At 61.9% G+C, this 13,112-nt stretch carries 11 protein-coding genes; 4 read left to right on the top strand and 7 right to left on the bottom strand.

What is annotated here, in order from left to right:
• Positions 1–169 precede the first annotated feature (169 nt).
• The gene (locus tag F4X08_05895; GenBank protein MYD25325.1) at positions 170–1,381 is read left to right on the top strand and encodes a hypothetical protein; all 1,212 of its coding nucleotides are present in this window, start codon (positions 170–172) and stop codon (positions 1,379–1,381) included.
• Positions 1,382–1,448: 67 nt separating this feature from the next.
• Here F4X08_05895 and F4X08_05890 read toward each other — a convergent pair whose 3' ends face one another.
• Both F4X08_05890 and F4X08_05885 read right to left on the bottom strand, forming a co-directional pair.
• On the bottom strand, positions 1,449–1,844 hold the full coding sequence (locus F4X08_05890; GenBank protein MYD25324.1) for a cupin domain-containing protein: 396 nt from the start codon (positions 1,842–1,844) through the stop codon (positions 1,449–1,451).
• Positions 1,845–1,890: 46 nt separating this feature from the next.
• Positions 1,891–3,021 carry a ferritin-like domain-containing protein gene (locus F4X08_05885; protein MYD25323.1) on the bottom strand — a complete coding sequence of 377 codons (1,131 nt, stop codon included), beginning with the start codon at positions 3,019–3,021 and terminating at the stop codon, positions 1,891–1,893.
• Positions 3,022–3,133: 112 nt separating this feature from the next.
• Here F4X08_05885 and F4X08_05880 point away from each other — a divergent pair, with 112 nt between their 5' ends.
• The 3 genes from F4X08_05880 to F4X08_05870 all read left to right on the top strand — a co-directional run bounded on the left by F4X08_05880 (position 3,134) and on the right by F4X08_05870 (position 7,643).
• A complete protein-coding gene (locus F4X08_05880; protein ID MYD25322.1) occupies positions 3,134–5,272 on the top strand; it encodes a CBS domain-containing protein in 2,139 nt (712 codons plus the stop codon).
• A 127-nt stretch (positions 5,273–5,399) separates the two neighbouring features.
• Positions 5,400–6,473, top strand: a complete 1,074-nt coding sequence (locus F4X08_05875) for an outer membrane beta-barrel protein (GenBank protein MYD25321.1) — start codon at positions 5,400–5,402, stop codon at positions 6,471–6,473.
• Between the two features lie 48 nt (positions 6,474–6,521).
• On the top strand, positions 6,522–7,643 hold the full coding sequence (locus F4X08_05870; GenBank protein MYD25320.1) for an outer membrane beta-barrel protein: 1,122 nt from the start codon (positions 6,522–6,524) through the stop codon (positions 7,641–7,643).
• An 89-nt stretch (positions 7,644–7,732) separates the two neighbouring features.
• On the opposite strand, the gene F4X08_05865 is transcribed toward F4X08_05870, so the two are convergent.
• From F4X08_05865 to mutL, 5 genes are all read right to left on the bottom strand, one after another.
• Complete coding sequence (locus tag F4X08_05865; GenBank protein MYD25319.1) at positions 7,733–8,365, bottom strand: threonylcarbamoyl-AMP synthase; 633 nt, start codon at positions 8,363–8,365, stop codon at positions 7,733–7,735.
• 20 nt (positions 8,366–8,385) lie between these two features.
• Positions 8,386–9,426, bottom strand: coding sequence for an aminotransferase class I/II-fold pyridoxal phosphate-dependent enzyme (locus tag F4X08_05860; GenBank protein MYD25318.1), 1,041 nt, complete (start codon positions 9,424–9,426; stop codon positions 8,386–8,388).
• Positions 9,427–9,435: 9 nt separating this feature from the next.
• On the bottom strand, positions 9,436–9,876 hold the full coding sequence (locus F4X08_05855) for an ATP-binding protein (GenBank protein MYD25317.1): 441 nt from the start codon (positions 9,874–9,876) through the stop codon (positions 9,436–9,438).
• A 202-nt stretch (positions 9,877–10,078) separates the two neighbouring features.
• Positions 10,079–11,089 (bottom strand): alpha/beta fold hydrolase, encoded by a 1,011-nt coding sequence (locus tag F4X08_05850; GenBank protein ID MYD25316.1) that lies wholly within the window; start codon positions 11,087–11,089, stop codon positions 10,079–10,081.
• Positions 11,090–11,302: 213 nt separating this feature from the next.
• Positions 11,303–13,111: a DNA mismatch repair endonuclease MutL gene (gene mutL, locus F4X08_05845; GenBank protein ID MYD25315.1), complete on the bottom strand. Its 1,809-nt coding sequence runs from the start codon at positions 13,109–13,111 to the stop codon at positions 11,303–11,305.
• Position 13,112: the final 1 nt, after the last annotated feature.

Raw genomic sequence — 13,112 nt, 5'->3', positions numbered from 1 at the left:
ATGTGAACATGGACGAATACGAAGGCCACACGGTGATCGGCCACGATCCCGAAACGGACATACACGTCATCGTCCACGGAGGTCGAAAGGGCGGCACTTCCCCGCCCCACGATCACGGTCCCTGCAGCGTGATCTACGGCAACTACACCGGGCATACCCTGATGCGGCGATGGAATCGGCTGGACGATGGAGGATCGGAAGGACCGGCCCGCCTCGAGATGGCCCGGGAGTACACCGTGGGCGCCGGGCAGGCGACTGCCTTCGCCGAGGGCGATATCCACTCCATCGACTATCCCGACGGCGCCTTCTTCGTCCGCGTTACCGTGGGGGACGTGGAAAAGCAGAAGACGCGACGCTTCGATCTCGAACGGGGTATAGTGGAGATCGACGACCGCGCGGCACGCACCTGATAAGCGTCTGTCGACCCATGTCCACCATCGAACAAAAAACCGGACAAGTTCCGGTAAAACCCACCGATATCGTTCCGCCCGACCGGCTGAGCGAACTGTTGCGTCGACGCAACCAGCCGGGTTTCGTATTCCTGGCCGGGCATCTGGCGGCCACCTTGCTCACCGGATACCTGGTGTCGCTCTCCCTGGGCACATGGTGGCTGGCGCCGGCCCTGCTGGCCCATGGCGCCGTCGTGGTGCACTGGTTCGCGCCCTTCCATGAGTGCTCCCACGGCACGGCCTTCAGAAGCACGGCGATGAACCGGATCGTCGGCTGGATCACCGGCACCGGATTGTTTCTCATCCCCGCGTACTTTCGCTACGAGCACCTGGCTCATCACTCCCACACGCAGATCACGGGGGACGATCCCGAGATGATCCCCATGGCGGAAAGCCTGGGAGGCTATCTCTGGTACGCGACGGGCATTCCCTATTTCTACAGCAACCTGACCGCCCTGGCGCGGATGCTCTTCGGGCGGTTCAACACGGTCGAGCGCAAGTTTCTGCCGGGACGAGCACGCGGAAATGTGGTGATGGAGGCCTGGAGCATGGTCCTGGCCTACGGCGCGCTGGCGGCCGTATCGGTCTGGTTCGACACGCTGGCCGTGGTCCTGTTCTGGCTGGCGCCCCGTTTCCTGGGCGAGCCCGTCATGCGTCTCATCCGCATGTCCGAGCACACGGGCTGCCCCCGCGTCCGCCATATCCTGCTCAACACCCGGACCGTGCTGACCATCCCCCTGGTCCGGTGGCTGAACTGGAACAACGCGTACCACGCCGAACACCACGCCATCCCGACGGTACCCTTCCACGCCCTGGGCGACCTGCACAGGATCATGGGCTCCCACTTCGAAGAAGTACGGCCGGGATACGTGAATACGCAGCTGCACCTGATGGCAAACGGAATGAAAAACAGCGCCGCAAAGAGCGGCTGACCGGCAAGCACGACGGAGTTCCGGTACGAAGGGCGGCGGACCGACGTGTAGAGTGGTTGACCGGGGGCTAGCCGTCGGCCGTTTCCGGGGGATCCTCTTTGGGCGGGACGACGCACAGGAACCCGAGCGGTTCCTCGCCGACGCTCTCGAACTGGTGCTGTTCGTTGGGGGCGATGTACACCACGTCGCCCGGTCCCACGTCGTGCACGTCCCACCCGATGAGCACTTTTGCCCGTCCCCGGAGGATGTAGATGCCGTGGTCGTGGGGATGTCGGTCGAAGGATGACTGCCCACCCGGTTCGATTTCGAAGTATCGGACGGAGAAATTGTTCGCCCCGTCGTCGGGACCGATGACTACACGCACCGATCCGCCCACCGCCCCGCCCTTGCTGTAGGGCTGCTTCTCCACGCCGGACCAGTCGTTCGCGCCTTGCTGTCCCTGGTGCTTATGGACGACACCCATTTCAAGCCTCTCCCCAAAACGGCCTATTCACGATTAAGTGAATGCGTTACATGAAGTTCCGTACGCCGCTGCCGTGCAGCTCCGATATGCGTTCGGCATCCTTGAGTTCGAAGCCGATGGCCACGAGTTCGCGTACCCGTTTGCTGTGCATTTCCTCGTAGAGACCCATGACCGCGTCCCGCCCCCGTGCCAGTTGCTCCGGGTGCGAGCCGCCGCCGGCCAGCGTCATCATGGCTTTCAGCACGAAGGGGCTGGACCCGGAAGCCTGCTGGAGGAACAGGGTCCGTTCCTCGGCCGCCCGCATCAGATCGTCCTTTATCGACGGGTCCTGCTCGATGTGGTAGGCGAAATGGGATATGCCGTACCCGACGTGCCGGCCCTCGTCCTGGCGCGCCAGCTTGAAGGTCCGGGCGGTCACCGGGTCGGGCGCGACCTGCTCCAGGAACATGAGGAGTTCCATGAAGGTCCCCTCGCCCAGGACGTGCATAAGGAAGGAACCATTCGAGTAGTCGTCCTGCGCCAGCAGGCTGCGCAGGGACCATTCGGTCGCGGCCGAGACGTACTGCAGGCCGCCGCCGTTGGCGAGGGCACGCTTGGTGAATACCTCCGCGTGACGGGCCTCGTCCATGACCTGCGTGGCCAGGAAGAGGACCACTTCGGAGAACTGGGGATCGATGCGGTTCATGAACTTGGCGGGCAGGTACATGGCCAGGTATTCGTTCTGGATCAGGAAGGTCATGACCTGGCACACCGCCTGCTCCAGGTCGTCCGGCAATACGGGCAGGTCATCCCACGGGATGTCCGTCGTGGCGTCCCACTGCCCCGCCTTGCCCTGCTCGTACAATTCCGCGATGTTATCGGCCCATACCAGCTTCTTTTCCCGGATGGCAAATCCGAAGTCCGGCGTCCCTGGATCGACGACTGAACCCCGCTGCGCCAGGCCGTGTCCGTCGAGGGCCAGTTCCGGCACTTCGCCCGCCCTGCCGACCTGGCAGTCCCGCATGAGGATGCCTCGGCCGTCCGCGGGTTTCACGCGGATGCCCCGGTCGGGTTCGCCCCAATCGGATGTATCGGGCAGAGGTATGGCGAAGTCGTCAGACTTGAGCTCGTCGGACTTGAGTTCGTCGGACCTGGATTCATCGGACACGGGGTCTTCGGACTTGTTGTTCTCGGACATGTTCAGACCTGTTCCAGAGCGAGAATTGACTTAACTTAGCCTCGATCGCCGGGTATATGTATGATACTGGGTTTGCCGGTCGATGACAAGATGAAGGTGGGAAGGACGATTCATGAATCTGTCGAGGCTTCGGGTGTTTCGCCTCTGGCGCGTAATGGCACGGCGTTTCAGGCAACGCCTGCACGCCAATATCGAACGCATGCGGACAACCGACCAGGTCTTCATGATCAGCGCCGCGGTACTGATCGGCGTGCTGGGGGCGGGAGGAGCCATCGCATTCCGCGAGCTGATCATGTTCATCGAGTCCGTGGCCTGGGGCGGCGGAATGTACGACCGTGTTTCACTCACTACGCTGGCGGTGCTCACGGTTCCCACGGCCGGCGGGCTGATCGTCGGCATCTTGATCTACTTCAGCACCCGGGAAGCCCGCGGACTGCCCGATGTCATGGAAGCCGTGGCTCTTCGCGGCGGACGCATAAGGCCCCGGGTCGCCGTGGAGACCTCGCTCGCCACCGCCATCAGCATAGGCACCGGGTTGTCGGTGGGCCGCGAGGGCCCCATCGCCCAGATCGGCGCCGCCATCGGCTCCACCTTCGGCCGGCTGACGCACGTCAACGTCCATCGCATGCGGACCTTCGTGGGCTGCGGCGCGGCCGCGGGCATCGCGGCGACCTTCAACACGCCGATCGCCGGCGCGCTGTTCTCCCTCGAAGTCATCCTGGGCAATTTCTCCTTCAGCCGGTTCAGTCCCATCGTGATCTCCTCGGTGGTGGCTACCGCCATTTCCCGCCATTTTCTGGGCAACCAGCCGGCCATCATCGTTCCCCCGCACGGCGTGAACCACCCGCTCGAATTCGTTCTGTACGCTGTACTGGGCATCTTGGCCGCCATCGTGGGCACCCTCTTCGTCCGGGCGCTTTACGGCGTGGAGGACCTCTACGGCAAAGTCCCGCTGCCAGATTACCTGAAGCCGATGACCGGCGGACTGCTCGTCGGCGCCCTGGCCCTGCTCTATCCCCAGATCCTCGGCGTGGGATACGAGACCATGGACCGGGCATTGTTCTCCGAACTGGAGTGGCAGTTCCTGCTCATCCTGGTCTTCATGAAAATCGCCGCCACGTCCTTCTCCCTGGGATCGGGCGCCTCGGGTGGGGTCATCGCCCCGTCCCTGTTCGTCGGCTGCATGCTGGGCGGCGCTTTCGGCGCGCTGGTCAACCACCTGCTGCCCGGAACGAGCGCCACCGACGGCGCGTACGCCCTGGTAGCCATGGGCGCGCTGGTGTCTTCGACCATCCGGACCCCCATGACGTCGATTCTGATGATCTTCGAAATGACCGGTAATTACGAGTTGATCCTGCCGCTGGCGATCTCCGTCATCGTCAGTACGGCGCTGTCCGCCTACCTGCTCAAGCCTTCGGTTTACACCTTGCGCCTCCTCAGGAGAAACGTGGACCTGGAAAAGGGCCAGGAGACGAACATCCTCAGGTCGCTGACCGTCGGGCAGGCCCGGGTTGCCTCTTTCGAGACGATACCGCCACAGGCGCCGCTCGACGACCTCATGTCCCGCCTGGCCGAGAGTACGGATACGGAGTTTTACATCACCGACGATGAGGAGCGTTACCAGGGAACGGTCACCTTCGACCGCATCCGCAGTCTCGTCGCGTACGGCGAGGATCTCGAAGGCGTCATCGTGGCCCACGACGTCGCCCAGTTCGACCTGCCGACGGTCAAAGACGGCGACACGCTGGACCGGGTCATGCTGCTGTTCGGCCGGCACCAGGTAAACGCCTTTCCCGTTGTCGAGACGGACTCGGGGCGCCTGGTCGGCGTCATCAGCCGAGAACACGTCATGGACGCCTACAACCGGGAGACGGCCAGACGGGACCTGGCCGGTGAATTCGGGAGCATGGTAGACACGTTGAGCGGCGGACAGGTGGTGCAGCTGGGAGACGCATACGCCATGGTGGAAATCAACGCACCCCGGCGGTTCATAGGAAGCAGCATCCGGCGCCTTCAGATCCGCAGCCGGCACGGTGTGCAGATCCTGCTTATCAGGAAACGGGAGCACGGGGCTGGCCAGGCGAACCGGGACGGTCAGGCGAACCAGGACGACCGGGCGAACCAGGACGACCGGGCGAACCGGGCCGGCCAGGCGCACTTCGTCCCTGCGCCGGACTATGTGATCCAGGAGGAAGACGTCCTGCTCGTTGCCGGAGAACGCGATCGCATAGATCGTATCATCCACCTGTAATGTTTAGTAGCCAAATGTTTAGTTGACATCATACTATTGCATCCTATAATACGAATCGCGCAGTCGCGATGAAACGTTAACATCATGAGGTTCCTTTTTAGTCACATCACATCATGGGAGCGTGAAAATGGGTACCTTTATGTTACGCAGATTCCCCGCCTGGCTGGCGGTCCTGATGCTCGCGGTCTTCCCGGCCGCCGCGCAGGAGAGCGGTGAATCGGCCGTTTCCGGCCTGGTCGAAATCTCGGGATTCGTAGACGCCAGCTACACGTACTCCAACCTCGATGATTCGAACACCTTCGGCCTCGATCAGGTGGAGATCGATCTGTCCAGGAACCTGGGCGATATCGGCTCGTTGCGCGCGGACCTGGAATGGGTGAGCGACGGCGAAGGCGGGTTCACCCTCGACGCGGAGCAGGGTTACGTCACCCTCGATCTCGGCATGGGCCGCGGGGAGGGGAACTACCCGACCCTGACCTTCGGGAAATTCAACGCGCCCATCGGGTTCGAGCTCCTGGACGCCCCGGACATGTACCAGTACTCCCACGCACTGGTCTTCGATAACGGATTGCCCACCAATCTGACCGGCGCCATGCTCTCCATGGACCTGGGCGGCGGAATCGACGTGGTGGTACACCTGACCAACGGCTGGGACCAGAACGTCGATGCGAATACCAACAAGATGATCGGCGGCCGACTCGGCTACAGCCACGAGGAAATGGGCGGCATCGGCTTCTCGGCGATGCGCGGCGACGAAGAGGGTCTGGTCGGCAATCTGACCGTCTACGACGTCGACCTGACCCTGACTCCTTCAACCCGCCTGATCATCGGTGGGGAGTACAACAGCGGCAAGACCGACTTGGACCAGGTCGACGTGGAGAACAGCTGGAACGGTTTCATGGTAATAGCGCATTACAGTTTGAACGACGTCATGGGTTTGACGGGCCGGTACGACCGATTCAACCGGGAGATTTCGCAAGTCGCGGCGCGGCGCAGTGGAGCGCAGGACCACCCGCGAAGCCTGGACCTGACTCAGCAGGCCCTCACTATCGCCCCGACCTTCGCGCTGACCGACGGCCTGGGGTTCCTCATGGAACTCCGCCGAGATTTCTCCGACGATGCGATCTTCTACAACTCGGAATCGGGGAAATCGGAGAAGTCGATGGTCAATTTCGCCTTCGAGATGACCTATTCGTTCTGAGTCGAAACAGATCCGTCAGCTTCGCCACCACATCAAGGGAGCTTGAAAATGGGTGCGTTTATGTTACGCAGATTCCCCGCCTGGCTGGCGGTCCTGCTGCTCGCGGCCTTTCCGGCTGCCGCGCAGGAGAACAGCGGGGACGGCACGGACCCAGGTGGAGATTCGGCCATTTCCGGCCTGGTCGAAATCTCGGGATTCGTTGACGCCAGCTACACCTACAACAACCTCGATGATTCGAATACCTTCGGTCTCGATCAGGTGGAAATCGATCTGTCCAGAAACCTGGGCGATATCGGCTCGTTGCGCGCGGACCTGGAATGGGTGAGCGACGGCGAGGGCGGGTTCACCCTCGACGCGGAGCAGGGGTACGTCACCCTCGATCTAGGGTTGGGCCGCGGGGAGGGGAACTACCCGATCCTGACCTTCGGGAAGTTCAACGCGCCCATCGGGTTCGAACTTCTGGACGCCCCGGACATGTACCAGTACTCCCACTCGCTGGTCTTCAACAATGGATTGCCCACCAATCTGACTGGTGCCATGCTGGCCATGGACCTTGGCGACGGCATTGATGTGGTGGTACATCTTACGAACGGTTGGGACCAGAACGTCGACACGAATACCAACAAGATGGTCGGCGGCAGATTCGGTTACCGCCACGAGGATGTGGTCGGGATCGGCTTCTCGGCGATGCACGGCGACGAAGAGGTAACGGTCTTGAATTCGTCCGTCGAGAATCCGGTCAGCAATCTGACCGTCTACGACATCGACCTTACCCTGACGCCGGCGCCCGGACTCATCATCGGCGGGGAGTACAACTACGGCAAAAGAGAACTGGATTTCTGGGACTCAGAAACCAAGTGGAACGGCTACATGGTCATGGCGCACTATAGTCTTACCGACGTCATGGGATTGACGGGCAGGTACGACTACTTCAACACCAGCACCAGAACCGTTACCTCCTCCGCTCCCGGTTTGGATCATACATTCGAATCGGATGACACCCTGCAGGCCCTCACCATCGCCCCGACCTTCGCGCTGACCGACGGCCTGGGGTTCCTCATGGAACTCCGCCGGGATTTCTCGGACGATGCGATATACGGTGATCCGGATGAAGGCGAGCAGGAAAAGTCGGTGGTCAATTTCGCCTTCGAGATGACCTATTCGTTCTGATCCAGTCGACTCCCGGGAACGGCCGATCCACCTGGGCCGCCCGGGCCGCCTTGGCCACCCGGCCTGAACGGGACGCCCCCCGGTCCAGGTCAGTACAGGTCGGCTTCGCCGGCACTCGCCCGAAGGATCTCGGGCTCCTCGCCGGTCAGATCAACCACCGTGGACGGCTCCGGAACAATGACGCCGCCGTCCACGATGACGTCCACGACCTTGCCGTACCGGGCCGCGATGGAATCAGCGTCGTTCATATCGCTTCCGTTAGCTGAGGCCTCGATACCGGAAGGCGCGATGCTGGTACTCAGCACGGGCCGGCCGAGCGCCTGCACGATTTCGAGGCATATCCGGTTGTCCGGCACCCGGATTCCCACCGTACGCCGCTTGCCGATCATGAACTTCGGCACGTCTCTAGAAGCTTCCAGAATGAAGGTGTAGGGCCCGGGGAGCAGCCGATTCATCATGCGATAGGCCGCGTTGGAGATGTTCTTCGCGTACCGGGCGAGATCCTTCAGATCCGAACATACGAAACTGAGCGGCTTACCGGCGGGGGCCTGCTTGATCTGGTAGATCCGGTTGATGGCCTTGCGGTTGAAGATATCGCAGCCCAGTCCATAGACCGTGTCGGTCGGATAGACGATCACCCCGCCCCGGTGCAGCGCTTCGACGACCCGGTCGACATGCCGCTTCTGGGGATGTTCAGGATGGAGTTGAAGGATAGCGGCCATGGCGGGTCAGGAAACGCGCGTCACGAGACGCGGGTCAGCACCTTCCTGCAGACTTCGATGGCCCGGTCGATCTGATCGCCGCTTACGTCCAGGTGCGTAACGGCGCGGATGATGCCGGGTTTCATGGCGAGCATCCGGACGCCTTCCTCCGACAGGCGATCGACGGCCTCGAAGGGGTCCAGGCCGTCCCGCAGGCTGAAGAAGATCATGTTGCTGTGGACCTCGTTCAGGTCGATCTCGACGTTCTCCAGGTCGGCGAGCGCCGCCGCCAGCCGGGTGGCATGGCCGTGGTCCTCGGACAGCCGGGAGATGTTGTGCTCCATGGCGTAGAGGCCGGCCGCCGCCAGGACGCCCGCCTGGCGCATCCCGCCGCCGAGCATCTTCCGGTAGTAGCGCGCCGCATCGATCGTGGCCTGATCGCCCGCCAGCACGCTGCCGACCGGCGCGCCCAGGCCCTTGGACAGGCACACGGATACCGTATCGACATGCTGCGTATAGGTCTGTGCGGTCAGGCCCGTCGCCGCGCAGGCGTTAAACAGCCGGGCGCCGTCCATGTGGACGCGCAGGTTGTTTGACCGTCCGCAGTCGCCGACCCGGGACAGCGCCTCCACGGGCCATGGGTATCCGCCTGACTTGTTGTGGGTGTTCTCCACGGCGACCAGCGCCGTCCGGCCGTAGTGCACGTTATCGCCCCGCTGGATCACTTCCTCCATCTGCGCCGGCGTGAATACACCCCGTTCTCCCGTCAACAGGCGGACCTGCACGCCCGACAGTGCGCCGAGTGCGCCAGCTTCCGCGTTGAACATGTGGCAGTACTTTTCCGCGATGACGTCGTTGCCGTGATGGGTCTGCGACCGGACAGCGAGCTGGTTGCCCTGCGTGCCGCTCGTGACGAAGAGGCCCGCTTCCTTGCCGAGCAGGGCGGCCATGGCTTCTTCCAGCCGGTTGACCGATGGGTCTTCGCCGAAACAGTCGTCGCCGACCTCGGCGTTCGCCATGGCGTGGCGCATGGCCGGCGTCGGCCGGGTCATGGTATCGCTGCGCAGTTCGACGACTTGCATGGACGCTCCTCAGTGGCCGTACTTGATCAGGGTCACGCTGGTGCCGTGCTCTGTGATATCGAACTCGACTTCGTCCATGAGGGCCTTGATCATCAGAATGCCCCTGCCATTCTCCTTGAGCAGGTTGTCCGGGTTTCGCGGGTCCGGCAGGCCGTCGGGATCGAAACCACCGCCGCAGTCGCATATGTGTATACGGAACAACGTCGAACTGCATTTGCAGGAGATGATGACCTGCTTGGACTCGTCGCACCGGTTTCCATGCAGAATTGCGTTCTTGACCGCTTCGTTCACGGCGATCATGATGTCGCCGCGCGTTCCCTGGTCGAAGCCGGTCCGCGTGGTCAACTCCTCAATGCGGCGATCCACCTCCGCAGTCAGATCGGGATTGCTTGGGATCGTCAGTTCCAGCGTCACGCCGCTTTCAGCCCCGTCCTGCCGAGTTTCGCCCATGCAAGTAGCTCCATGAATCCGCCGCACGAACGGCCGGCGTGCGGCCCGGATCCTGCCCGGACTCTGCAGACCATCCGCATGATCCAGGTTACACGGTATCTACCTTTCAGACTCAGTAAAGGTATGGGGCGGGAAGGGTCGTGTCAAGTTAGGGGAGGCGACGATGGGATACGGCGCAAAGGCGACATGCATTCAAGACGGGTCAACCTTCACGCTCGGCGTCACGAACCATTTTAAGGTAGACATCGCGTACTTTGTTCTTGAAGGGCTTTCGCGCCTGCCGGGGAGCGCGCAATTCACACGGTTCCCACCAGGCCAGTTCGTTGAGGTGGTCGGCGGGGACGGGAAAGGCTTCCTGGCGCACCTTCTTCGATCCCAATTTGTCCGTCCAGGCGGCCGAGGTCACAGACACCAACCCATCGTTGTCTCCTTCGCGCCCTGCGATGTATTTCCAGGGCAGCTTCAGCGGGGTGAATATCCGCGCAAAGCTTTGATGGGCGGCGTAGGTGGTATAGCGGACGGGGTTTCGTGCCTCGGCGTTCAGCGCACGCTCGTTGAAAGCGGCGGCAGCCTTGGTACTGAGATCGCGGAATCCCTCGAGATTGAGGCCGAAGACGCCGGTGAAGCCGATCAGCCAGTTCACTTTGGCAAGACCGAAGTCGGCGAAGCAAGTTCCGCGGTGCGGCGTGCCAATGGTCGTCAGTGTCGCGACGCGGTCGGCCATGTCGAAATCGACGATCATGTGGCGGGCGTCGAGACCGCCCATGCTGTGAGCGATGATGTGAACCCGGTCAGCTCCGGTGCTTTTGAGGATGACTTCGATGCGGCGTTTCAGGGCCATGGCGCGCTTATGCACTTCGGCGGCGAAGGGCACGCGGGGGGCGAAGACGGTGTAGCCGTGGTTTTCGAGATGGCCGGCGATCCCGCTGAAGTAGTCGTACTTGTCGGGCGGGCGCAGGAATCGGCGCAGCCCCGCCCGGAGGAGCGGCCGGTAAAGCGCGTCGAAGGGCACGATGCCATGGGCGAGGATGATCGGGAGACTAATGGCGCACACTCCCTCGACGGTCAAACCGGCCTTCGAGTTTTCACAATGAAACACGTGTCGGTTTACGTACCACGTGCAATAATGACCAATTACTAGCACAGTATTCGGAATGGCGAAATTATACCTTAATTTAACATTTCTTTTTAAACAATAGATTTTCGGTTTCATATTTGACTCTTGAGTGATGTTTACAAATCACCAAGTGGTTTTACATGTAAATCATATCATGATTTGAATGCCGTTATGCGGGCATGCTAGCCAGGCCGGTACAAGATCTCACCCGTTAAAACGATCGCCTGCCGGCCTGAGATCATCGAAACAGGGCAAGGAATCGAGTCGGGTGACCGGGTTTAGCACGTGAGTAGAAGGGCCTGAGGAGTCCTACGAAGGTCGGTTGAATCTGCGTTCGATCTCTTCGAGTGGCATGTTGACCACGGTGGGTCGCCCCCGGGGTGTTACATAGGGCATTTCCGTGGCGAACAGATCGTTGACGAGCCCGTTCATCTCCTGCTGGGACAACGGGTCGCCCTTCCTGATTCCGGCGTGGCCGGAGAAGGTAATCGCGATACGTTCTTCCGTCTTGAGGTTCTTTTCCGGCATCTCCTGCAGGTTTTCAATCATCCGGTGAAACAGTGTGTCTACATCCTGGCTGTGTGCCATACAGGGGACGGCGTCGACGACCACGGTCTGCTCGCCGAACAGTTTCACATTGAATCCCAGCCGGGCGAAGTGATCAAAATGTTCCCGGACCAGCGCGATCTGCGGCACCATGAGATCGAGGGTAACCGGAAACAGCAACTGCCGGGAAGGGGCGGATTCGTGGCCCATCGTCTTCAGCGCCCGTTCGAACAACACGCGTTCGTGGGCGGCGTGCTGGTCGATGAGCATGAAACCGCCTCTGACCTGGGCCAGTATGTAGGCGTTGTGCAGTTGCCAGAGCGATACCAATTCCGCATCGGTATGCTCCCTGACTGTTCCGTGTCCCCCTTCGTCGCGTTCCCCGCGCTCCGTGCCCGCCGGCGTGTAGGTCCACTCGCCCGTAGGATCACCGTCGATTCCACGAGCGGGACCGAACAGGTCTATCTGGGCCCTGCGCGCCACGGCCGGTTCGTCGTAGGGCGTACCCACGGCGCCGGGCGCCGCGGCTGGCGCCATTCCGGAGATGTCCGGCGTGTCCGTATCGAAAACGGGCACCACGTCCGAGTTCTGCAGCGCCAACCGAATGGCCCGCAGGAGCCGCTCATATACCCTGGACTCGTCGGAGAACCGGACCTCTCGCTTCGCGGGGTGTACGTTGACGTCCACCTGGTCGAGATCGATGTTCAGGAAGACGATGGATACGGGATATCGTTCTTTGGGTAGAATCGAACCATATCCTTCGAACACGGCGCGGTTCAGGGCGCGGCTGGATACCGGCCTGAGGTTGATGAACAGATGCTGGTGGGTACGGGAAACCCTGGCGGCGTCCGGTCGGCTGATGAACCCGTGTATCTTGACGAGGTCGTCATCGAAGGTGACCGGTATCATCTGGTTCATGAGCGTGTTGCCCATGACGGCCTGCGTGCGGGTATAGGTGTTGGACACGGCGGGCAGGGAAAGGGTATCCCGGTCGTCGACCGTCAGCGTGAAGGCGATCCCCGGATAGGCCATGGCGATGGAGGAAACCACGGAAACGACATGGCGCGTCTCCGTACCCGTGGTCCTCAGGAACTTCCGGCGGGCGGGCACGTTGTAGAACAACTGCGATACGGCGACCGTCGTACCCACTGCCCGACCGGCGTCCGTAACTTTTGGCGCCGAACCCCCGTCAATGCGGACGCGGGTCCCGGCCGCTTCCCCCTGCGTATTTGTCGTCAGGTCAACCCGGGCCACGGAGGCGATGCTGGCCAGTGCCTCGCCCCGAAATCCTAAGGTACCGATGCGGTAGAGGTCGTCTTCGCCGGCGATCTTGCTGGTCGCATGCCGCTCGAAGGCCAGTACCGCGTCCTCCCGGGACATGCCTCCGCCGTCGTCCATGACGCGTATGAGCTGCCTACCGCCCGACTTTATCTCCACGGAAATGCGCTCGCCGCCGGCGTCGATCGCGTTCTCGACCAGTTCCTTCACGACCGAGGCGGGGCGTTCGATCACCTCGCCCGCCGCGATCATGTTCGCCAGCTTCTCGGGCAACACCTTGATTTGATCAGCCATG

The sequence above is a fragment of the Gemmatimonadota bacterium genome (assembly GCA_009841265.1).
GTDB lineage: Bacteria > JAAXHH01 > JAAXHH01 > JAAXHH01 > JAAXHH01 > JAAXHH01.
The sequence above is the reverse complement of the archived record's forward strand: the minus strand, read 5'-3'. Positions and strand labels throughout refer to the sequence as shown.

Coding starts and splice junctions, on each gene's coding strand:
- F4X08_05870 (MYD25320.1), top strand. CDS start 6,522: ATGGGTGCGTTTATGTTACGCAGATTCCCCGCCTGGCTGGCGGTCCTG.
- F4X08_05895 (MYD25325.1), top strand. CDS start 170: ATGGAATCGGCTGGACGATGGAGGATCGGAAGGACCGGCCCGCCTCGA.
- F4X08_05890 (MYD25324.1), bottom strand. CDS start 1,844: ATGGGTGTCGTCCATAAGCACCAGGGACAGCAAGGCGCGAACGACTGG.
- F4X08_05850 (MYD25316.1), bottom strand. CDS start 11,089: ATGAAACCGAAAATCTATTGTTTAAAAAGAAATGTTAAATTAAGGTAT.
- F4X08_05865 (MYD25319.1), bottom strand. CDS start 8,365: ATGGCCGCTATCCTTCAACTCCATCCTGAACATCCCCAGAAGCGGCAT.
- mutL (MYD25315.1), bottom strand. CDS start 13,111: ATGGCTGATCAAATCAAGGTGTTGCCCGAGAAGCTGGCGAACATGATC.
- F4X08_05860 (MYD25318.1), bottom strand. CDS start 9,426: ATGCAAGTCGTCGAACTGCGCAGCGATACCATGACCCGGCCGACGCCG.
- F4X08_05855 (MYD25317.1), bottom strand. CDS start 9,876: ATGGGCGAAACTCGGCAGGACGGGGCTGAAAGCGGCGTGACGCTGGAA.
- F4X08_05885 (MYD25323.1), bottom strand. CDS start 3,021: ATGTCCGAGAACAACAAGTCCGAAGACCCCGTGTCCGATGAATCCAGG.
- F4X08_05880 (MYD25322.1), top strand. CDS start 3,134: ATGAATCTGTCGAGGCTTCGGGTGTTTCGCCTCTGGCGCGTAATGGCA.
- F4X08_05875 (MYD25321.1), top strand. CDS start 5,400: ATGGGTACCTTTATGTTACGCAGATTCCCCGCCTGGCTGGCGGTCCTG.